This is a genomic window from Corynebacterium sp. CTNIH16, from assembly GCF_032821655.1.
Lineage (GTDB): Bacteria > Actinomycetota > Actinomycetes > Mycobacteriales > Mycobacteriaceae > Corynebacterium > Corynebacterium marquesiae.
This window is the reverse complement of the sequence record NZ_JAVBIG010000004.1, coordinates 12,283-32,506: the sequence shown is the minus strand read 5'-3', so window position 1 is coordinate 32,506 and position 20,224 is coordinate 12,283. Positions and strand designations below refer to the sequence as shown.

Genomic DNA, 20,224 nt, shown 5'->3' with positions numbered 1-20,224 from the left:
GACAAACCTATAGCTTTAGTCACATATATTCGCTACATCGTGCGCGGTCTGCTTGGCAAAGGGGCTTACCCCGGTAATGGTTGCGGATCCGGGTCCGGTCCACGTGCCGTAACCCACGAGGAAGAGGCCGTCGACGGTGGGGGAGGTGCCATCAAGGAGCCCGCGGATGGGCCGGAGGGCAGGCCGGAAACCGGTGCACCAGATGAGGTGGTCTGTGTTGACCTCATCGAGGGAAGAAAACATTGGAGTGGCCTGCAAGAGCCCGGAATCCCGTGCGCGTAGGACCGGTGGGACCATTACGATATCGCCCAAATTGGTATCTGCGCCGGGGTCTGGTTCGCCGCGGAGCATGGCGTTGAGGCGGGCGCGATTGCGCTGAAAGAGCACGCGGCCGTCAACGTCGTCGGGCATCCACCGCGGGGAGCTGCGGGTATACCAGGTTGTCTCCACGCCGGAGAGCAGGAGATCGGCCGCGATTTGGGCACCGGAATTGGCCGCGCCGACGACCGCCACGGTAGATCCGGCAAAGTCCGCGGGGCCTGGATAGAAGGCGGAATGCCATTGCCTCCCGTCAAAAGTACCGGGGTAGTAGGGGATAAAGGGAGCGGACCACGTACCCGTGGCTGCTACGACTGTGCGCGCGGTCAGCTGCTTTTTACCGGCAAAGACATGGAAACACGCGCCGTCATGGGTAACTTCATCCACTGTGACCGGCCGGCGAATGGGCAGTTCATAGCGCTTCTCATAACGCGCAAAATAATCAATAACGTGGATGGCGGGCGGAAAGCCCTCGTGGTGGGGCATGGGCCACCCAGGCAGGTTGGAGGAGGCGGAATTGCTAAAGAGCGTGAGCGAGGGCCAGGTATGGCGCCAGGCCGCGCCGGGGCCGGGCTCAGCGTCTAGAATGACAAAATCCAGGCCTTTCTTGCGCAGGTAATAACCCACCGCAAGGCCTGCCTGGCCGGCGCCGATGACTATGCAGTCCAGCATTAGATGAGCTTCCTCTCTCGCGCCACGGTCACCGCGGCGGTGCGGGTTTCCACACCCAACTTCTGAAAAATGTGGATGAGGTGGGTTTTGACCGTGGCTTCAGAAATGAAAAGTTGCTTGGCGAGCTCCTTATTAGAGGCACCGCTAGATAGCGCCTGCAAGATTTCCAGTTCGCGGGTGGACAGCGATTCTTGTGGCCGGCCCACGCGCTGGGCGAGGAGATCCACAACCTCCGGCGCTAGGGTGCGGCGGCGCGCGGCGGTATTGAGCACGGCTTCGTGCAGCGCCTGCTCGGGGGAATCTTTAAGCAGATAGCCCATCGCGCCGGCCTCTACGGCGGCAAGGATATCGGCCTGCGTGTCATAGGTGGTGAGGATGAGTACCGGTGGGCCGCCGGCCTCCACCACCCGCTTGGTGGCCGCGATGCCATCCATGCCGGGCATCTGGATATCGCAGACCACGGCGTCTACTTGTGGGGCGTCGTCAGTAAAGAGCTTATCCACATCCGCGCCGGTAGAGCCTTCCATGACAACCTCGACATCGGAGAAGGTATTGAGGATGGCGCGCAGGCCGGCGCGGACCACGGGGTGATCATCAATCAGCATGACATTAACCATTGCTTTTCTCCTTCAGCGGGATACGGACGGCCAGGGCGGTGCCTTCGCCCGATTCTAGGTTCATGGTCCCGCCCACAGCTTCCACGCGGCCGCGGAGGCCGTTGAGCCCAAAACCATGGTCCCTGCCGCTGGGGCGAGGGGAGGCGGATAGTCCGCATCCATTATCAACGACGTCCAGGGTAACCGCATCTTCGAAAAGCCCGAGCGTGACCACGGCGCGCGAGGCGTGGGCGTGTTTGATGACGTTATTAAGGCCCTCCTGGGCTGCGCGTACGATGATCTCTTTGATTCGGCTGGGCACCTTGCCACTTCCAGATACCACCAGTTCGAAGGTGGTTTCTTCTCCCAAGGCTTTCACGCGGCTGCGCATCTGGGACAGCAGGGAAGTGAGCTGGGTTTCCAGTCGCTCATCCGGGCCGGCTAGTTCGCGGACAAAGCGGCGGGCTTCGGCCAGATTCTCGCTCGCGACATCCTCGATGACCGCCAGCTGCTCTTCTTTGGTGCAGGGATCATCGGTGCCACGGGCTGCGCGGGAGAGCAACAAGATGGAGCTGAGGCCTTGCGCGACGGTGTCATGGATCTCGCGAGAGAGGCGCTCACGCTCCTCTAGCCGGCCGGCTTGGTGCTCGCTGGCGGCCAGTTCGGCTTGGGTTTCGCGCAGCTGCTTGGCTATGTCCCTGTGGTGCGCCGCCTCTGCCTGCAGACGCCGCTGGATGAAAAAGACCGTGGCTGCAAAGGCGGTACCGATAAGCGGCCCCACGGCCGCAGCGATGGACCAGCCTTCGGGGTGCAGCCAGGCGGGAATGAATGCCGCTGCTGCCCACAGCGCGGCGATGGAGACTAACCCAGGCACGGTGGGCAGGGCACGCAGAAAGACAAAAATGAGCGGGAATTCCAGCCACATGAAATCCTGCGCATGCACCATCAGGCCCAGCCACAGCAGGCATAGCCCACCCAGCCATAACCATGTGGGCAGCCAACGCTGTGCGGCATAGACCACGGCGAGGGCGATGGCTAAGGCGATCACCCGGGCATCGAGCCGGTCATCCACATAGGCGCGCGCCACGCCGAAGACCAGCAGAAACGCGAACATGGCGTGCAGGCCATAGACCCATAATTTTTGTCCTTTAAACACAACCATCCAGGATATCCGCGTACGGGTGGACCGTGAATCAACCACTTGGTTGAGTGGAGGTTCAGCGAGCTGGCCGATTACTTCTGACCTGCGCAAAGCGAATATAGAACCATGTTCCTAGCAATCAGAGAAATCACCACAGCGCGCGGCCGTTTCGCGCTCATCGGCGGCACGGTAGCGCTCATTACCCTTCTGCTCGTGATGCTCTCCGGCCTGACGGAGGGCCTGTCCAAGCAAAATACTTCCGCGTTGGAGTCCCTGGAAAAGGAATACCCATATATCTCCTTCTCCACCGAGGAACCCTCCTTTAGTGAATCCGAGATGCACGCCGGCGATATCGCCAGCGACGGCATTCCCTTCGGCGTAGCGCAGACCAAGCTGGAGGGGCACGGCGGCGTTGCCGTCCTCAGCCTGCCGGCCGGCACCCAGGTTCCGGGTAGCGATAGGACCATTCCGGAGCAGGGCGTGCTCCTGCCAGAGTCCATCGACGGGGCTGATACCGTCACCCTAAGTGGCGCCGATTTTTCGGTGGAGGGCACCGTCTCAGAGACGATGTATGCACATTCCGAGGTGGTATGGGTATCTACCGAAACCTGGCAGCGCATCAGCCACGCTCCGCAGGGCGTGATTGGTACGGCAGCGCTATATAAACAAGAGGTTCCTGGCTCCGTAAAGATGTCTAAGTCCTTCTCCGGCTTGGCGGCCTATCAGTCTGAACGCGGCTCGCTGCTTAGCATGCAGGGCTTCTTGTACGGCATCTCCGCGCTGGTTACCGTCGCTTTCCTGACCGTATGGACCATCCAGCGCACCCGCGACCTGTCCATCCTGCGCGCGCTTGGCGCCACCGTGCGTTACCTCTTGCGCGATGCCCTGGCACAGGCTGCCATCATCTTGGCCGCCGGCACTATTGCGGGCGCCGTCGTTGGTTGGGTGCTCGGCGCGCTTGCTTCCGGCACCGTGCCCTTTGATGTTTCCCTGCGCACCATCGCCGTTCCCGCGGTTGGCATCTGGGCCCTCGGCATGGCTGGAGCCCTTATTGCTACCCGCCGCGTAGCTAAAGCCAACCCACTCGATGCCCTTGGAGGAAATGCTTAACATGTCCACCATTCTTGATATCCGCAACGCCACCGTGACCTACCAGGACGGTGAGACCACGACTACTGCGCTTGCCGAAGCCTCCCTCATCGCCGAATCCAATACGCTTACCGCCATCGTGGGTGAGTCAGGGTCTGGCAAGTCCACGCTGCTGTCCGTAGCTGCAGGCCTCATCACCCCAGACTCCGGTTCCGTACACGTGGACGGTACCCGCTCCATCATCTTCCAGCAGGCCAACCTGCTGTCCTCGCTCAATGTGCGCGACCAGCTGCTTATTATGGACCACATCGCTGGCCGCAAGCTGCGTCCGCAGCGCGCCGATGAGTTATTGGAGTTTGTCGGCCTGGCAGGAATGGGCAATCGACGCATGGGTCAGTTGTCCGGTGGTCAGCGCCAACGCGTCAATATCGCCCGGGCGCTGATGGAGCAGCCAGACCTGCTCTTGGCCGATGAGCCTACCTCTGCGCTTGATTCCCACCTTTCGCAGGAGATCATCCGCCTCTTGCGCGATGTCACCCAGGAGATGAACACCGCCACCGTGCTGGTGACCCACGACCGCTCCCTGCTGAACTTCGCTGATCGCGTGGTGGAGGTCAAGGACGGCCACGTCTCCGAGCAGGAGAAGGTCTCTGCGCTCGGCTAGCGCTGCATTACTAGTAGCCGTGCGATTGCCTGCGGCACGGCTGCGGCAATCTGGGAGGCGGAGCATAGGCCAAAGCCGTCTGGGGTGTGGGCGGCAATGGCTGCCGCGTGTTGGTGGATGGCCGCGGCGTGCAGGATTTCCATAATTATCGTCTCCGCATCCGCCTCGGCGGCATCTACTTGCGCGAGCGTGGCGCCGAGGATGCCAGAGAGCACGTCACCAGAACCGGCGGTGGCTGCGTAAGAATGCCCAGCGTTCATGCCATAAATCTTCTGGCCTGGGGCCGTGACCGTGGTGATCCGGCCCTTGTGCAGGATGAAGCAGTCGAGCGCGTCGGAAAGCTCGCGCAGGCGCACCCCGAGTCCCTTCGAAAGATCAAGTTCGCGGCCGAAAGTTGCCGCGTAGAGCCGCTCAAATTCCCCGGCATGCGGGGTCAGGACGGCGCAGGGATGATCGCGTACGAGTTCGCGTAGATCGCCGTCGGTCGAGAGCACGGTGAGCGCATCGGCGTCGATAATCGTGGGCAGTCCACGTTCTAGCACGGCGCGCAATTCGGCGGCCGCCTCCGGTCCGGTGCCTCGCCCTGGGCCTACAACCCAGGCTTGGGCGTGGACTTTTTCTTGGGCGCTGGCATGGGGCACTACCTCCGGCAGGTTCGTGACTACGGAGTCATTGCCCACGACGCGAACCATAGATGGCGTGGCGCGCACCGCGCCCGTGGCGGCGAGAATGCCCGCGCCGGGAAAGGTGCTGCTGCCAGCACATACCGCGGTCACCCCGCCGGTGTACTTGGTGCTTTTCGCCCCCGGAGTCGGATCCAGGATTGGTCCAGTGCAGCCCACCGGCTTCGGGGCGGTGACTAGGCCTTGTGCTCCGGAAAGCACCGGCTCGGTCGGCCACCGGTAGGGCAAGGGGATGGTGGGTTCGTTGGCGATATAGCCCACCGGCTCCGCGGTAGCGAAAAGCTCTTCTGCAAAGGAGCGCGGGGTGCCGGGCAGGAGCAGATCGCAGAGCACCACCCCACCGCATGCCGGGGCAAAGATATGTCCGGCGCGGGCCCAGCCAAAGCTAATGGTCACGTCTGCCTCTACGGCATCGGCTGCAGTCACGCCGGTATCGGCGTTAATGCCCGAGGGTATGTCCACAGCTAATACCGGCACCCCACGCTTCTTGGCCTCGGTATAGGCCCTCAGTGGGGCACCGGAAAGGCCGCGGGTGGAGGCCAGGCCGGCGACGGCGTCGATAAGCAGATCGGCGTTTCTTAGGTCGTGCGCTATGGTTCCGCCGGCCGTGGCAAATGCGTCTAGCGCGGGTTCGTGTGCGGCATCCGCCGCGAGGATAGCCACTACTGAATAGCCTTCCTCCGCCAAGAAAGCGCCAGCATAGAGGCCATCGCCGCCGTTGCCGCCTGGTCCGACAAGGATAGTTACGCGCCGATAAGAGCCGAGCATGCTCGCGGCCGTGGCCGCCACGCCTCGTGCGGCCAAGCGCATGAGCTCATCGTCAAAGTTCTGCTGGGCTAGAAGGGAACGCTCTGCCGCGCGAACGGCGGCAACGCTATAGGCATGTCGCATGTTCGCCAGGATAGGCTTTTAAGGAGTCGGTTGGCAGGTCGGACACCAAAATAGGTTGCGTCCCTCCATGACCTTTTCTGCCACCGGGGTGCCGCAGATATAGCAAGGTAGGCCGGCGCGGCGATAGACGTAGACCTCGCCGCCGTGGTCATCCTTGCGCGGTTCGCGGCCCATGGCCTCGGGAGAGTGCTCGGGCCGCACGGTATCGATGCGGCCGTGCTCCACTCCGTATTCCATGAGATCCACCAAGTCCGCCCACGTGGCCTCAAAGGTTTCACGGGAAACGTCCCGGCCCGGGAGGAAAGGGGAGAGGCTGTGGCGAAAGAGGGTCTCGGCCCGGTAGATATTGCCCACGCCGGCATAAAGGTGCTGATCCATCATGAGGGAGCCGATGCTGCGGCGCGATTTATGCACTTTGGCCCAGAGCGCCTCCACGTCGGCGTCCGTGCGCAGCGGGTCTTGGCCTACCTTGGCTAGCTGTGCGCGGAACTCCTCTTCAGTGAGCAGGCGGCAAAACTGCGGTCCGCGCAGGTTGGCGGCCTCGGTGCCATTATCGATGCGCACCCGGATCTGTCCGCCTACTTCCGCGCGGGGCTCGAAGCGCAGCTTGCCAATCAGGCCTAGGTGAATATAGAGGATATGGCGCGGATCCTGGGCGCTAAAGTGCACGAAAAGGTGCTTGCCGTGAGTCTCTGCCAGCTCGATGCGCTCGCCATCGAGAAGCTCCGCCTCCGCTGCGAAGCGCCCCTGCGGGCTGGTCACGCGCAGCGGCATGCCGCGAAAATCGGCGTTGAATTTATTAGCTAGGCGGTGGATGACGTGACCTTCAGGCATAGAACTCAGTCTAACCGGGAAGAATTTTTGGCCAAACCTGCCGCTAACCAGCCCACTTATTCGGGAGGTGACAATAGCGTAAACTCGAAATGCGGAATGATTTAACTCAGGGGAAGGCTTTCAAATCATGACGCAAAAAATCGGCTTTGACCGCGAGAAATACATCGAGCTGCAGTCGAAGCACATCCACGCCCGCCGCGAGGAAATCGGCGGCAAACTCTACCTAGAGATGGGCGGCAAGCTTTTTGACGATATGCACGCCTCCCGCGTGCTGCCCGGCTTCACCCCAGACAATAAAATCGCGATGCTGGAGCGCATCAAAGAAGACGTAGAGATCCTCATCTGCATCAACGCGAAAGATATCTCCCGCCAGAAGGTGCGCGCGGACCTGGGCATTCTTTATGAAGATGACCTGCTGCGCCTGGTGGACGTATTCCGCAGCCGCGGATTCTTGGTAGAAAACATCGTCATGACCCAGCTGGAGGAAGGCAACTCCCAAGCCGAAGCCTTTATCGACAAGGCAGAGCGCCTCGGGCTCAAGGTGGCGCGCCACCGCGTTATCCCTGGTTACCCCACCAATACGGACCTCATCGTGTCCGAAGAAGGTTTTGGCCGTAATGAGTTTGCGGAAACCTCCCGCGACCTCGTCGTGGTCACCGCGCCGGGCCCCGGCTCCGGCAAGCTGGCTACTGCGCTTTCGCAGGTCTACCACGAGCATCAGCGCGGCAATAACGCCGGATACGCCAAGTTTGAAACCTTCCCTATTTGGAATCTCCCCCTGGAACACCCCGTGAACCTGGCCTATGAGGCCGCCACGGTAGACCTCAATGATTCCAATATTATTGACCACTTCCACCTGTCCGCCCACGGCGAATCCACCGTGAACTACAACCGCGATGTGGAAGCATTCCCGCTGCTGCGCACGCTTTTGGAAAAGCTCACCGGCACCACGCCATACCAGTCTCCAACGGACATGGGCGTGAATATGGCCGGCTTCTGCATTACTGATGACGCCGTGTGCCGTGCTGCCGCCCAACAAGAAATCATCCGCCGCTACTTCAAAGCGCAGGTGGAAGAGGCGCGTGCCGGCTTGGGCACCGAGCAGTCCGAGCGAGCCGCCGTCATCATGGCCAAGGCCGGCATCAAGGTTGAGGATCGCCCTGTGGTGGCGCCTGCTCGCCAGCGTGCGGAAGAAACCGGCGAGCCTGCCTCTGCTATGCAGCTGCACGACGGCACCATGATCACCGGCCGCACCTCGCCATTGCTGGGTTGTTCTGCAGCTATGCTGCTTAATGCGCTAAAACACCTGGCGGGCATCGATGACGATATCCACCTGCTGTCGCCCGAGTCCATCGAGCCGATTCAAACGCTCAAGACCAAGCACCTGGGTTCCAAGAATCCACGCCTGCACACCGACGAGGTGCTGATCGCCTTGTCCGTGTCTGCGGCGAAAGATGACAATGCCCGCAAGGCGCTGGAGCAGATCAAGGAACTTGCTGGTTGCGACGTCCACACCACCACCATCCTGGGTTCTGTGGATGAGGGAATCTTCCGCAACCTTGGCGTGCTCGTGACCTCTGACCCAGTCTTTGCCCGCAAGAAGGCGCTTTACCAAAAGCGCTAACTTCTGCATGCTCAAGATTCGGCCCTTTCAGCTTGTGCTGGAGGGGCCGCAGTCATATAAGGGAGAGCTACAAGATTGGGGATCTGCGCAGCTGCGGGCCTAAGATTAGGGCGTGACTATTGGCAAAGTTCTCCTATATTACTGCTTTACCCCCATCGAAGATCCCACCGCAATCATGCTGTGGCAGCGCACCCTGTGCGAGTCCCTGGGGCTCAAGGGGCGCATCCTCATTTCCGAGCATGGCATCAACGGCACCGTTGGCGGCGATATGGAAGCCTGCAAGCGCTACGTCCGCCAGACCAAGGAATACCCCGGCTTTAAGCGCATGCAGTTCAAGTGGTCCGAAGGCGGCGCGGATGACTTCCCGCGGCTTTCGGTCAAGGTACGCGATGAAATCGTGGCTTTTGGCGCGCCGGGCGAGCTGAAGGTGGATGAAAACGGCGTCGTTGGCGGCGGCGTGCACCTCAAGCCAGAAGAGGTAAATAAGCTGGTAGAAGAACGTGGCGAGGAGGTCGTTTTCTTTGACGGCCGCAACGCCATGGAAGCGGAGATTGGCAAGTTTAAAAATGCCGTCGTGCCCGATGTGAAAACCACGCATGATTTCATCGAAGAAATCGAGTCCGGCAAGTATGACTGGATGAAGGATAAGCCGGTGGTGTCCTACTGCACTGGTGGCATTCGCTGCGAGATCCTGTCCTCGTTGATGAAGAACCGTGGCTTCAAAGAGGTCTACCAGATCGATGGCGGCATCGTGCGCTACGGCGAAAAGTACGGCAATGATGGCCTGTGGGAAGGCTCCATGTATGTCTTTGATAAGCGCATGCACCACGAGTTTGGCCAAGGACTCCAAGACCCCGGCTTCATTCAGCTCGGCCACTGCGTGCACTGCGGTAAGGGCACGAATACCTTCCACAATTGCATCAATGAAGATACCTGCCGCCAGCAGGTGCTCATCTGTGATGACTGCATCCAGCATGTAGAAACGCAGCATTGCGGTCGGCCGGATTGCGCCGAAGTGGCAGCGCAGCTAGCCAAGCAGGAGAGCTAGTCGCGCGCCGTTTCCCTGCGAAAGCAGCCCCACCACCTTTGCTGCCACCCGGTGGTATGCGGGCTGTGCGGTGGATGGATGACACCGGTGGGGGCGTGTAGTTCGCTAACCGGGCTTATGCCGTGGAGCGAGTTGAGGAACCACAGGGGGCACTCGGCGGCGAGCGCGGGGGTGATGGGGCGCGTTTCGGTGTGAATTCCAAGGTCTGAGGCGCGCCGGGCAACTTGGCGCAGCGTGATGCTAGGCAGCGCCAGTCCGGTGGGGAGGATGAGCGTCTCCCCATCCCAAGCGACGAGCGCGCCGGTGGTGGTCTCCACCATGGCGCCGGAGGCATCAACGATGGCGGTGTCATCGGTACCGTCTGCTTGGTATTCGGCGCGGAAGCCTGCCAGCGCTGGGAAGTCGGGGCCCTTGACCAAAGGCTGCGTGCGCGGGTCTGGGGCTTGCACATAGGTCAGCCGGGTGGTTCTGCGTGCAGGGGGTGCGGGGCGAATATCGAGGCGCAGGTGTCCGCCGGCTAGCGAGATGCGGGGGAAGAGATCGCCGGGGCCCACAAGCTGCAGCATCGCGGGTACGAAGCCGGTGGGAAGTGGGCCGGCCACTGACTCGAAGCGCCGGAGGTGCAGGGGGAGGGCATTGGAGTGGGTGTTGGCAAGCATCCGCCAAGAGTCCGCCACGTCAAAGGGGCCGGGGTGGGCTTGGCTTGGAATGAAGCTGCTTTCGTGCCAGAGGTAGGTGCTCATTGCCACGCCCCCAATACGGATTGGGCCTTGAGGTTACGCTCCTCCAGCTCGGCGGCCGGATCCGAATCTAGGACGATGGCTCCGCCGGCACCGATGGTGACCTCACCGGCCGCCCGCACGGCCGTGCGGATAACCACGCTGAGATCGGATTGACCGTCAAACCCCAGGTAGCCCACCACGCCGGAGTACACACCGCGCGGTCCCGTTTCGAGTTGGTCAATGATCTCGCAGGTACGCAGCTTCGGCGCGCCTGTCATCGATCCGGGAGGAAAGGTGGCGCGGAGGGCATCGACCGCGGTGGCACTGGCGCGCAGTTGCCCGGTAATGGTGGAGACCAACTGATGGACGGTGGCATAGCTTTCTACCTGCATCAACTTGGGCACGCGCACGCTGCCGGGCTCACACACTCGGGAGAGGTCATTGCGCAGTAGGTCGACGATCATGAGGTTTTCGGCGCGTGTCTTCGGGTCCGTGGTCAGCAGCGCGGGATCCTGGTCGGCCGAGATAGTGCCCTTAATCGGCTTGGCCTCTACCTTACGGCCGCGCACGGTGAGGAAGCGCTCGGGCGAGGCGCTGCAGACCTCCACACCATCGAAGACGAGGTGCGCGGCGTAGGGAGAGGGATTGTGCGAGCGCAGTTGGGGATAGAGCTCCCCCTCGGCTGCGGCCGAGTAGGTATCGGTCAGGCAGACCTCGTAGCTTTCGCCGGCGTGCAGGAATTCTTGGGCGCGCTTAATCCGCTCCAGGTAGCCGGGGCTGCGCCAAGAGCCCGCGCTTAGCGACGCCCCACTGTCCTCCCCCCTGGACCGTGATTCCTCTGCGGCCAAGGCGGCTTCCAGACGGTTCAGCAATTGCTCGGCGCCGTCACCGGCAAGGCAGCACAGGTGCGCTGTTTCTGCGTGGTGGTCATAGACGATGAAGGACTGCGGCCGCACAAAATAGGCATCTGGATACGGTGAGCGGTGGTTTAGCTCAATCGGCAGCGTTAACTGGGCGCACTCGTAGCCTAGGTACCCGATGGCCCCGCCGGTAAACGGGAGGGCCGGTGCATCGATGATGCGGGTGGCGAGCTCGCGGTCGAGGAGGGTGAGGATATCGGGGGCGTCGCCAAGCTGGTAGCGGAAAGAGCGACTCAACGCTCCCGCGGTATCGCCGAGGATGGAATAGCGCCCGCGGGGATCCGCGGAGTCGAGGAAGAAGGCATCGTTGCCCTCGGCCCGCAGGGCGGCAAAGACCCGCGGGCAGTCCACCGCGCCGGGCACCTCCCGGTGGAGCAGGCGAAACCCGCCCAGGAAGTTGCGCATAATATCCCGGCCGTATTGCGTGAGGACCGACTCGGGGTGGAATTGCACGCCCCAGTGCGGCAAGCCATCGACCTTGAGGGCTTGGATGACGCCGTCTTCGCTGCGGGCATGGACGGTGATACCGGGGGCCTCCTCTATATGCAGGGAGTGGTAGCGCACCACCTCGAAGTGTTGCGGGATTCCGGCAAAGATACCTTCGCCCGAGTGACGGATGGTGGAGACGAAACCGTGGCGCGGCTGCGGCGCCGGCGATACCTGGGCTCCGGCTAGCAGACCTAGCCCCTGGTGGCCAAGGCATACGCCCAGCACCGGAATCTCGGCCGCGGCCGCGGCGGCGATAATGCCCCGGGCAGCACCGAAATCCTCTTCGCGTTCCGGCGTGCCCGGGCCAGGAGAGATCACCACGTGGGAAAATTCGCCCCCATGGACGCGCTCGGCCAGCCCTTCCGCTTCACCGGCGGCGACGACGAGTGGTTCGCGTCCGGCTACCTCCGCGATGAGGTGGGCAAGGTTGAAGGTATAAGAATCGTAATTATCAAGCAGGAGGATCATAGGGAGGCGGAAAGTTTCTACGCGGCGGCCGAGTCTATGAGGAACAGCTGGATATCGGTAATGGTCCACAGCATGAAATTGCAGGCCATTATCCAGAAAATGGCCATCCAACTGCGCCACCGCAGATAGCGGTGCAGCTTGCGCACCATGATGATGGCGCAGCCGATCATGCCGAAGAACGGAATGATCGGGGTGGTCAGGCTAAAGAAGGTGCGCTGCCCGTCGGTGCAGAGCCACGCGGCGGTGCCGTCCTCACACAATGGACCACCCGTTAGCCGGGTGACGAGCGCGACCGCGAAACCATAAAGCGCGGAGAGAACCAAAACACCGATCATGTACCAGACAGCCTGGCGGGTAGAGCGGCGGTTGGCGGCAGCAACCTCTAAGGGGTCCGGTTCATCGGCCAGCTCATCAAAGCTCCGCGGTTCCGGGCGGCGCAGATTGGCATAATCCGCATCGGAGGTCAGATCGTTTTCGGGATGCTCTGGTCGCAGGCTCATGCCCCAATCCTAACCGCAGGATGGGTGGACCAAGATAGGCACCCGAATATGCGGCAGCAGCTCCGTGGCGGTAGAACCCAAGAACACGCGGGCGATGGGGCCCTGCGGGGTGGAGGACATGAGCATCAGATCGCCCTTCTTCCACTTGAGCGAATCCACCGCGCCGCCCCAGCCCGCGCCGGAACCAATTTCAGAAGTGACATCCAGCTCGGGGAATTTTTCTTGAATGCAATCGCGGGCGCGGTCCAGCATGGCTAGGGAATCCTCGAGCCACTCCGCCGCCAGCTCGAGCGCCATATCGTGCTTATCCTTGGACGGCGTATTGAGCAGTCCCTTTGCCGAAAAGGCCAGCAGGCGCAGCGGCAGGTTCCAGCGATTGGCAAGCTCGGCTGCGGCGAGCATCTCATGATCTTCGCGCGGGCTGCGTTCAGTAATGGCAAAGTTAAAGCGGGTGACGCCGTGCTTGGACAGCTTTACCTTGCGGGGCACCAAACCCAACGGCTGAGGAGAATAATGCAGCAAGGTATCGGCCGTAGATCCGGCGAAGAAACGTCCCTTCGGTGCAGCCTGGTTGGGCCCCAAAATGATGAGGTCTGCCTCGAACTTCTTGGCCATTTCCGTCAGCAGATGGGGGCGCGAAGGGCCGTCGACCAATAGGGAGGGTTTCTCATCCCAGCAGCTACGCGGCACGCCGGCTTCATCGAGGGCGGCACGGGTAGCTGTGGCGCAGGCCTCCTTTTGTCCTTTAAACCATTTTTTATATTTTCCGCCGAGTTTGTTGAGAGAAGTAGTAGTCCACGGCTGGAATACGGTAGAGATGACGCGTACTTGGATTTCTGCGGTGCGGGAGAGCCACGCGGCGCAATCAAGCGCCTCGGTGCCGGAGGAAGAAGGGCTCCAAGAAATGAGAATACGAAGGGGTTTATCGGCCGAACCCTTGCTCAAGGCCGGCAGATGCCCATCGGAAGAATCAGTTGCCATACGGAGTGAACTAGTGAGAGATTACGGTTTTCGTTTTCTCAATTATCACGTTAAGGCCAAGAAAAATGAAATCACCGCGGGCAAAACTAGCGCTGTTCGCCGTTCATTGTGGGGCGATAGACATCAGCCAGCTTGGAGATGACGGTGGCAACGTCGTTCGCGGTCTCCAAATCCTTCGGCTCGAGCCACCGCATGATTTCTGCTAGGGCGGAAGCGCGCTGCTGCGAGACGATGGCTAGTTCGGATTCGCCTAGTTGCGTCAGTGCTACCAAGACGCCGCGGCGGTCCTCTTCATCGCGGTGGCGTTCCACGTAGCCGCGGCGCTCTAGCTGGTAGAGCGCGTTGGAGGCGGTGGGCATGCGGATAAGCTCTGCCTGCGCGATAGTGGAAACGCGCGACGGTCCGCGCATACGCAGCTGGTTCATGATGGACACCTGGGAGGTGGTCAGTGAAGAGCCCTCCGCCGTGCGCTGGAAAATAAGAATGAGCTTATTGAGCGACGGCTGGATGGAACGCGCGACCTCGACGGCATCCTCGTACGTAGACGGGGATTGAGCGGGGCCCTTCTCCTCATGTTGCTGCGTCATAGAAAACGATTGTATAGCCCGTTTTCCCTGTGCGGTAGTTCGGAAGTTAAAAAATTAGTTTCCGGCAATAAAGTCTTCTAACTCGGCGCGCGCCACGTCATCGGCCTTTTGTACCGGCGGGGATTTCATCAAGTAGGACGAGGCAGCCAGTACCGGGCCCGCCACCCCGCGGTCGAGGGCAATCTTGGCGGCACGCACCGCATCAATAATGATGCCGGCGGAGTTAGGCGAGTCCCAGACCTCCAGTTTGTACTCCAAGTTCAGAGGTACTTCGCCAAAGGCAGAGCCTTCCAAGCGGACATAGGCCCATTTGCGATCATCGAGCCATTCCACGTAATCGGAAGGCCCGATGTGGACGTTGCGGTCCTCCCGCTTGCCAGCGATGGGCGAGTTGTGCAGGTTAGAGGTTACGGCCTGCGTCTTGGAGATCTTTTTGGATTCGAGGCGCTCGCGCTCGAGCATATTCTTAAAATCCATATTGCCGCCCACATTAAGCTGCATGGTGCGCTCCAAGCGCACGCCGCGGTCTTCAAAGAGCTTCGCCATGACGCGGTGAGTAATGGTGGCGCCCACCTGGGACTTAATATCATCGCCTACGATGGGCAGCCCGGCGTCTTCGAACTTCTTCGCCCATACAGGATCAGAGGCAATAAAAACCGGCAAGGCATTGACAAAGGCGCAGCCAGCATCGATGGCCGCCTGGGCGTAGAACTTATCCGCTTCTTCAGAGCCCACCGGCAGGTAGGAGACTACGACGTCGGCGCCGGACTGGCGGAGTATGGCGGGGACGTCGGCAAGCGGAGCTTCCGATTCCGCGATGGATTCTTGGTAGTACCGGCCGAGGCCGTCCAGGGTAGGACCGCGCTGCACGGTAACGCCCAGCTCAGGGACGTCGGTAATGGAAATGGTGCAGTTGCGAGAGCTGCGCGTAGCCTCCGCTAGGTCCTTGCCTACCTTGTCCGCATCCACGTCGAAGGCGGCAACGAATTCCACATCGCCTACGTGGTACGGGCCAAACTGGGCGTGCATCAAACCGGGAATATCTGCATCGGCCGCGGCGTTGCGATAAAACTCCACGCCTTCAATGAGGGACGTGGCGCAGTTGCCGACGCCCACGATGGCGACCTTTACTTTTTCGGACACGGTCTACTCCTTTAACTCCATGAGTTGTGGCTGTCAGTGACTGCGCAAGACTAAGTCAAAAATTATGCCCTACGGTGGCATAACACCATGTGGATCGATCAAGAAGAGGTAATTAGGATGATCCGGGTGAATTCCGTTGCCTATAAGCACGTGCTCTCCCACGAATGGGAGCGCGCCCACCACCTGCGTGAATTTCGCGCCGGGCAGCTCACGCGGGAGGACGTGTGCGATGCCGATTTTTTGCTGCGCGCCGCAGCTGAGCACCACGGGCGCACCATGGATAAGGAATGCCCCGTGTGCGGCGAGCCTTTGCGGCTCACACGCTGGGTCTATGGCGAGAATCTCGGCCGCCGCGCCGGGAGCGCGCGCAGTGAGAAAGAAATAGCGGAGTTTGTCGCCGAGGGCTTGGAGTTTACGGTGCACGAGGTGGAGGTATGCCGCCAGTGCCGGTGGAACCACTTGTTGCGTTCTGCTACTGCTTTCAACGCGTGTTAGTTTCCGGCACACCGCGTTAGGCAGTAAGCTGCAATTATTTAGTTTGTGATCAGGGATGAATGAGGACACGAATCAGTGACCGAGAAGGAATCTACCGGCAAGTCCACTAAAGTGGCTCGCCCCAGCAAAAAGCAGGCGACAAAGAAGCGCCGCATCTGGCCGTGGGTCGTTTTGGCGATCCTACTGGTCTTTGTGGCATTGCCCGCAGGACTTTTTGCTTACGCATACTCGCAATACACCGTTCCGGAGCCCAAGGACCTAGCCAATAACCAAGTCTCCACCATCTACGCGGGCGATAATCAGACCCAGCTCGCCCGCCTGGTGCCGCCGGAAGGCAACCGCACCCACGTGAAGCTGGATGAAATCCCGGAATATGTGCAGGACTCCGTGCTGGCCGCGGAGGACCGTGACTTCTGGGATAACTCCGGCTTCTCCTTCACCGGCCTCGGCCGAGCCGTGGTGGGTAAGGTAACCGGCAATGAAGATGCTGGCGGCGGTTCCACCATTACCCAGCAGTATGTGAAAAACACGCTGGTGGGCAACGAATACTCCTACGTGCGCAAGATTCGCGAGCTCATCTACTCGGTGAAGATGACCAATGAGTGGGATAAGAAGGATATTCTCAATGCCTACCTCAACACCGTGTACTTCGGCCGCAATGCCTACGGCATCCAGGCAGCGTCCAACGCCTACTTTGATAAGGACGCCAAGGATCTCACTCCGGAGGAAGGCGCCATGCTCGCCGGTCTCATTCAGTCCCCGTCCGGCCTCGACCCGCGTGTGAACCAGGAGGGCTCCGAGGACCGTTGGAACTACGTTCTTGACGGCCTGGTGGGAATGGGTGACCTCACCCAGGAACAGCGCGATGGCATGATCTTCCCAGAGACCCGCGACCCAGCTGAGTACTCCGCCTACACCGAGGCACCCGGCGCCAATGGCCACATCAAGGATCAGGTCATCCGTGAATTGGAAGAGGTAGGCATCACCGAAAACGAGGTGTCGACCGGCGGCCTGCGCATTACCACCACCATCGACATGAATGTGCAGAACAACACCATTCAGGCAGTCGATGACCAGATGGCTCCGCTACAAGAGGATGCGCGTGCGGCTTCCGTGACCATCGATCCGAAGACCGGTGCGGTCCGCGGATACTTTGGCGGCCACGATTCCAATGGCTGGGACTACGCCAATTCGCCGCTGCAAACCGGTTCTACTTTCAAGATCATGACCCTTGCGGCCGCCCTGCAGCAGGGCATCAGCCTAGATACCAATTACTCGTCCGCTCCGTACCAGCTGCCCGGCTCGGATGTTGTCACCAACGTGGGCGGCGGCTGCGGCGTATGCAACCTGCGCGAGGCTACTAAGCAATCCCTGAATACCTCCTTCCTTCGCCTGCAGGCGGACCTCAAGAACGGCACGCAGGACACCGCGGATATGGCGCACGCCCTTGGCGTGGCTAAGTCCCTGCCGGGCATTGAAAAGACGCTGACGGAAAAGGGCAAGCAGCCATTCGAAGGCATCGTATTGGGCCAGTACCAGTCCCGCCCGCTCGATATGGCCACCGCCATGTCCACCCTGGCCAACCAGGGCGTATGGCATAACCCGCACTTTGTGCAGCGCGTAGAAAACGCTGCTGGCGAAGTGCTGTACGAGCACCCCGAAGACGGCGGCGAGCGCCGCGTTTCGTCCAACGTTGCCAATAACGTCCTCGAAGCCATGGAGCCGGTGGCCGCATGGTCTAATGGCGCCCTAGCCGGTGGCCGTGTTTCCGCCGCCAAGACCGGTACCACTCAGATGGGCGATACCGGAAATAACAAGGATGCCTGGATGGTCGGTGCTACCCCGCAGCTGGCTACCGCCGTGTGGGTAGGTACCGCAGATAATACCTCCGCCATCTTCGACCAGTACGGCGGCATCATGTACGGCGCGGGCGCGCCGACCAAGATTTGGAAGGCCGTGCTGGACAACTCCCTGGCCAACTCCGAATTCCAAAACTTCCCGGCCGCCTATCCACTGGGATTCGGCAATGTGGGCGCCGGAACGGCCGCTCCGGCCTATGACCCGAGCTGGGATAGCGGCGCCGGCGATACCCAGGACTACGAGGCCCCTGCCGAGCAAGCAGCTCCGGAAGAGGAGACCAAACCGGTTCAGCCGGAGAACAAGCCGGAGAGCCCGAAGCCTGCCCCGAAACCGCAACGCGGCAATGGCAATAGCGGCAATAGTGGTAATAACAACCAGGCACCGACCCAGCCAGAGGCGCCGTCGTTGGATGACCTCATCGGCCCCGATAGCGACTTGGCAGACCTTCTAGGGTAGGCGACAGTGACAGCGAATCCGCACCAGCGCATTCCCGCCTCCTCAGAACCCTTGGCCCGCGGGGTAATTGAATTCCTCGGCGGGCCAATGGGCCGTTTTGCCGGTGTACGCCGCACCCAGTGGTGGACCCCGCTGCGCGCCATTATCGCCGTAGGTTGGGTATTCCTGGCTTGCGGATTCCTCTCCAAAGCCAATTGCGCCGGCGGTACCCGCGGTGATGACGGGGTCATTAACCTGAATTGGGCGGGCAACCGCCAGTACACCTCTTTTTGCTATAACGACATCATCCCGCTCTACGGCGGCCGTGGCCTCGATGAAGGCGGCTTCCCCTATGCCTATTCTTGGCAAGAGGGTGACCTGACCCGCTACATGGAGTACCCAGTCCTCGCGGGCCTATTTCAGGGGCTGATGGGCTGGATTGCCCGCAATACGTACTCTCTGGTTGAGTGGGCCGGCATCCCAGAGGCCGGATGGTATTTCGGCCTGACGGCCTTGGTCATGGCGTGCATCTGGATAGGCGTGCTGTACATGGTCTACCTGCTGGTGGGCAACCGCACTTGGGACACCATCCTCGTCGCCGCCAGCCCCCTTGTCATCATCCATGCTTTCAGTAACTGGGATATCCCCTCCATCGCCTTTGCCGTAGGAGCGCTCGTGGCCGCCGCGCGCAAGCGCCCTGCCGTAGCGGGTGTCCTCATCGGCCTTGGTACCTCATTTAAGCTGTGGCCGCTCTTTCTCTTGGGGGCGTTCCTGGTCTTGGCGGCGCGCAACCGCCGGTGGCCGCAATTTTTTCAAGCTTTGCTCGCTGCGGCCGTGACCTGGATTGTGGTCAACGCGCCAGTCGCACTGAAGTACCCGGAGGCATGGCGCGAATTTTTCCGCCTCAACCAAGAACGCGGTGCGGAGTGGACCACCATCTACTCGGTGTTCACCCGCAATACTGGGGTTAGCTTTAGCCCAGAGTTCCTCAATACCTTCAGCCTAGTGGCGTTTTTGGCTCTCTGTGCGGCGATTGCGGTGCTGGGGCTGCGCAGTTCACGGACCCCGCGCATGGCTGAGCTGGTTTACCTCATCGTGGCAGCCTTCTTACTGTTCAACAAGGTGTGGTCGCCCCAGTATTCGCTGTGGCTGGTGGTACCCGCGGCTCTAGCCCTGCCACGCTGGCGCTTGGTCTTTAGCTGGGCGCTTGTCGATGCCCTGGTGTGGCCCCTGCTCATGTGGCACATGCTGGGAACAGATAATAAAGGCATTCCGCACGAGCTGCTTGACGTTGCGATTATCTCCCGTGATGCCCTCATCATCACCATGGCAGTGCTCGTTATTCGCCAGATGTGCGGCAAGACCACGGATAAGGTGCGCGATGCGCACGCCGGCCGCGACCCTCTAGCAGGAGCATTCGCATGATCGTTACCTATATCGGAATGGCATCCATCTTCTTGGGATTCCTCTGCGTGATGGCAGCCTTCTGGCTCTTCCACAATCGGGAGGATCGTCGCGGGCCAATCGTGCTGGGGCTTTTGGCCATTCTTTTCCTCACCATCATTCCGGCGACTGCGGCTGTGTTTTTCGCCGCAACGACCACTGGTTAGATTTCTTTTCGCCGGTCATTTGCGGTACTGTAGTGGGGTTGCTTGACGCAACGTACCCTCCTGCTGCATCCGCAAAGGTGATGCAGCCGAAAACTACTAGACCATAGGAGGTGATGAGGTCCGTGCGTCACTACGAAGTCATGATCATTCTGGATCCTAATCAGGATGAGCGCACCGTAACCCCGTCCCTGGATAAGTTCCTCGAAATCGTCCGCCAGGAAGGCGGCAAGGTTGAGAACCTTGATGTATGGGGCAAGCGCCGTCTTGCATACCCCATCAACAAGAAGGAAGAGGGCATTTATGCCGTCGTCAACCTGGAGTGCGAGCACACTTCGGTTGCCGAGCTCGACCGCCGTCTGAACCTGAACGACACCATCCTGCGTACCAAGGTTCTGCGCACCGACAGCAAGTAGCGGATACTGGGATCAAGCACAATCCACGTAACCGATAAGGA

General features: G+C 60.8%; 20 protein-coding genes. 9 read left to right on the top strand and 11 right to left on the bottom strand.

The window, feature by feature from the left end; all coding sequences use genetic code 11:
- Positions 1 to 15: 15 nt before the first annotated feature.
- From RAE04_RS04940 to RAE04_RS04930, 3 genes are read right to left on the bottom strand one after another with little or no spacing between them, the layout of a single operon-like run.
- A complete protein-coding gene (locus tag RAE04_RS04940; RefSeq protein ID WP_317026623.1) occupies positions 16 to 990 on the bottom strand; it encodes an NAD(P)-binding domain-containing protein in 975 nt (324 codons plus the stop codon).
- On the bottom strand, positions 990 to 1,607 hold the full coding sequence (locus RAE04_RS04935; RefSeq protein ID WP_317026622.1) for a response regulator transcription factor: 618 nt from the start codon (positions 1,605 to 1,607) through the stop codon (positions 990 to 992). Before RAE04_RS04935 ends, RAE04_RS04940 begins: the two co-directional genes overlap by 1 nt.
- Positions 1,600 to 2,748 (bottom strand): sensor histidine kinase, encoded by a 1,149-nt coding sequence (locus tag RAE04_RS04930; RefSeq protein WP_317026621.1) that lies wholly within the window; start codon positions 2,746 to 2,748, stop codon positions 1,600 to 1,602. Before RAE04_RS04930 ends, RAE04_RS04935 begins: the two co-directional genes overlap by 8 nt.
- A gap of 105 nt (positions 2,749 to 2,853) precedes the next feature.
- Here RAE04_RS04930 and RAE04_RS04925 point away from each other — a divergent pair, with 105 nt between their 5' ends.
- Together RAE04_RS04925 and RAE04_RS04920 are read left to right on the top strand one after the other, a co-directional pair.
- Positions 2,854 to 3,837, top strand: a complete 984-nt coding sequence (locus tag RAE04_RS04925) for an ABC transporter permease (protein WP_284787971.1) — start codon at positions 2,854 to 2,856, stop codon at positions 3,835 to 3,837.
- A 1-nt stretch (position 3,838) separates the two neighbouring features.
- A complete protein-coding gene (locus RAE04_RS04920; protein WP_317026620.1) occupies positions 3,839 to 4,480 on the top strand; it encodes an ABC transporter ATP-binding protein in 642 nt (213 codons plus the stop codon).
- On the opposite strand, the gene RAE04_RS04915 is transcribed toward RAE04_RS04920, so the two are convergent.
- Entirely contained in the window at positions 4,477 to 6,054 is a 1,578-nt protein-coding gene (locus RAE04_RS04915) for a bifunctional ADP-dependent NAD(P)H-hydrate dehydratase/NAD(P)H-hydrate epimerase (protein WP_317026619.1), read from the bottom strand. The genes RAE04_RS04920 and RAE04_RS04915 overlap by 4 nt on opposite strands.
- An 18-nt stretch (positions 6,055 to 6,072) precedes the next feature.
- Entirely contained in the window at positions 6,073 to 6,888 is an 816-nt protein-coding gene (locus tag RAE04_RS04910) for an Fpg/Nei family DNA glycosylase (RefSeq protein ID WP_317026618.1), read from the bottom strand.
- 127 nt (positions 6,889 to 7,015) lie between these two features.
- On the opposite strand from RAE04_RS04910, the gene RAE04_RS04905 reads away from it, so the two are divergent.
- Positions 7,016 to 8,512, top strand: coding sequence for a DUF1846 domain-containing protein (locus tag RAE04_RS04905; RefSeq protein ID WP_302258778.1), 1,497 nt, complete (start codon positions 7,016 to 7,018; stop codon positions 8,510 to 8,512).
- Between the two features lie 112 nt (positions 8,513 to 8,624).
- Complete coding sequence (locus RAE04_RS04900) at positions 8,625 to 9,560, top strand: rhodanese-related sulfurtransferase (RefSeq protein WP_005326978.1); 936 nt, start codon at positions 8,625 to 8,627, stop codon at positions 9,558 to 9,560.
- Here RAE04_RS04900 and RAE04_RS04895 read toward each other — a convergent pair.
- From RAE04_RS04895 to RAE04_RS04870, 6 genes are all read right to left on the bottom strand, one after another.
- The gene (locus RAE04_RS04895; protein ID WP_317026617.1) at positions 9,557 to 10,303 is read right to left on the bottom strand and encodes an aminotransferase class IV; all 747 of its coding nucleotides are present in this window, start codon (positions 10,301 to 10,303) and stop codon (positions 9,557 to 9,559) included. The two genes, RAE04_RS04900 and RAE04_RS04895, sit on opposite strands and share 4 nt — an antisense overlap.
- Positions 10,300 to 12,159, bottom strand: coding sequence for a chorismate-binding protein (locus RAE04_RS04890; RefSeq protein WP_317026616.1), 1,860 nt, complete (start codon positions 12,157 to 12,159; stop codon positions 10,300 to 10,302). The genes RAE04_RS04895 and RAE04_RS04890 overlap by 4 nt, the downstream gene beginning before the upstream one ends.
- 17 nt (positions 12,160 to 12,176) lie before the next feature.
- Entirely contained in the window at positions 12,177 to 12,659 is a 483-nt protein-coding gene (locus RAE04_RS04885; protein WP_317026615.1) for a hypothetical protein, read from the bottom strand.
- 9 nt (positions 12,660 to 12,668) lie between these two features.
- On the bottom strand, positions 12,669 to 13,640 hold the full coding sequence (locus RAE04_RS04880; protein WP_284791684.1) for a universal stress protein: 972 nt from the start codon (positions 13,638 to 13,640) through the stop codon (positions 12,669 to 12,671).
- Positions 13,641 to 13,726: 86 nt separating this feature from the next.
- The gene (locus tag RAE04_RS04875; protein WP_005326985.1) at positions 13,727 to 14,227 is read right to left on the bottom strand and encodes a MarR family winged helix-turn-helix transcriptional regulator; all 501 of its coding nucleotides are present in this window, start codon (positions 14,225 to 14,227) and stop codon (positions 13,727 to 13,729) included.
- A 54-nt stretch (positions 14,228 to 14,281) separates the two neighbouring features.
- On the bottom strand, positions 14,282 to 15,370 hold the full coding sequence (locus RAE04_RS04870) for an inositol-3-phosphate synthase (protein WP_005326986.1): 1,089 nt from the start codon (positions 15,368 to 15,370) through the stop codon (positions 14,282 to 14,284).
- A 117-nt stretch (positions 15,371 to 15,487) separates the two neighbouring features.
- On the opposite strand from RAE04_RS04870, the gene RAE04_RS04865 reads away from it, so the two are divergent.
- The 5 genes from RAE04_RS04865 to rpsF all read left to right on the top strand — a co-directional run bounded on the left by RAE04_RS04865 (position 15,488) and on the right by rpsF (position 20,183).
- Positions 15,488 to 15,865, top strand: coding sequence for a DUF5318 family protein (locus RAE04_RS04865; RefSeq protein WP_034667960.1), 378 nt, complete (start codon positions 15,488 to 15,490; stop codon positions 15,863 to 15,865).
- 75 nt (positions 15,866 to 15,940) lie between these two features.
- Positions 15,941 to 18,181 (top strand): transglycosylase domain-containing protein, encoded by a 2,241-nt coding sequence (locus RAE04_RS04860; RefSeq protein ID WP_317026614.1) that lies wholly within the window; start codon positions 15,941 to 15,943, stop codon positions 18,179 to 18,181.
- A 6-nt stretch (positions 18,182 to 18,187) separates the two neighbouring features.
- Entirely contained in the window at positions 18,188 to 19,585 is a 1,398-nt protein-coding gene (locus RAE04_RS04855; protein WP_317026613.1) for a glycosyltransferase family 87 protein, read from the top strand.
- Positions 19,582 to 19,770 (top strand): hypothetical protein, encoded by a 189-nt coding sequence (locus RAE04_RS04850; protein WP_198492222.1) that lies wholly within the window; start codon positions 19,582 to 19,584, stop codon positions 19,768 to 19,770. The genes RAE04_RS04855 and RAE04_RS04850 overlap by 4 nt, the downstream gene beginning before the upstream one ends.
- A gap of 122 nt (positions 19,771 to 19,892) precedes the next feature.
- Entirely contained in the window at positions 19,893 to 20,183 is a 291-nt protein-coding gene (gene rpsF / locus RAE04_RS04845; protein ID WP_005326996.1) for a 30S ribosomal protein S6, read from the top strand.
- The last annotated feature ends 41 nt before the right edge of the window (positions 20,184 to 20,224 follow it).

Bases quoted from the DNA above. Each gene is read 5' to 3' on its own strand.
- RAE04_RS04940 (WP_317026623.1), bottom strand. From the start codon at position 990: ATGCTGGACTGCATAGTCATCGGCGCCGGCCAGGCAGGCCTTGCGGTG.
- RAE04_RS04935 (WP_317026622.1), bottom strand. From the start codon at position 1,607: ATGGTTAATGTCATGCTGATTGATGATCACCCCGTGGTCCGCGCCGGC.
- RAE04_RS04930 (WP_317026621.1), bottom strand. From the start codon at position 2,748: ATGGTTGTGTTTAAAGGACAAAAATTATGGGTCTATGGCCTGCACGCC.
- RAE04_RS04925 (WP_284787971.1), top strand. From the start codon at position 2,854: ATGTTCCTAGCAATCAGAGAAATCACCACAGCGCGCGGCCGTTTCGCG.
- RAE04_RS04920 (WP_317026620.1), top strand. From the start codon at position 3,839: ATGTCCACCATTCTTGATATCCGCAACGCCACCGTGACCTACCAGGAC.
- RAE04_RS04915 (WP_317026619.1), bottom strand. From the start codon at position 6,054: ATGCGACATGCCTATAGCGTTGCCGCCGTTCGCGCGGCAGAGCGTTCC.
- RAE04_RS04910 (WP_317026618.1), bottom strand. From the start codon at position 6,888: ATGCCTGAAGGTCACGTCATCCACCGCCTAGCTAATAAATTCAACGCC.
- RAE04_RS04905 (WP_302258778.1), top strand. From the start codon at position 7,016: ATGACGCAAAAAATCGGCTTTGACCGCGAGAAATACATCGAGCTGCAG.
- RAE04_RS04895 (WP_317026617.1), bottom strand. From the start codon at position 10,303: ATGAGCACCTACCTCTGGCACGAAAGCAGCTTCATTCCAAGCCAAGCC.
- RAE04_RS04890 (WP_317026616.1), bottom strand. From the start codon at position 12,159: ATGATCCTCCTGCTTGATAATTACGATTCTTATACCTTCAACCTTGCC.
- RAE04_RS04885 (WP_317026615.1), bottom strand. From the start codon at position 12,659: ATGAGCCTGCGACCAGAGCATCCCGAAAACGATCTGACCTCCGATGCG.
- RAE04_RS04880 (WP_284791684.1), bottom strand. From the start codon at position 13,640: ATGGCAACTGATTCTTCCGATGGGCATCTGCCGGCCTTGAGCAAGGGT.
- RAE04_RS04875 (WP_005326985.1), bottom strand. From the start codon at position 14,227: ATGACGCAGCAACATGAGGAGAAGGGCCCCGCTCAATCCCCGTCTACG.
- RAE04_RS04865 (WP_034667960.1), top strand. From the start codon at position 15,488: ATGATCCGGGTGAATTCCGTTGCCTATAAGCACGTGCTCTCCCACGAA.
- RAE04_RS04850 (WP_198492222.1), top strand. From the start codon at position 19,582: ATGATCGTTACCTATATCGGAATGGCATCCATCTTCTTGGGATTCCTC.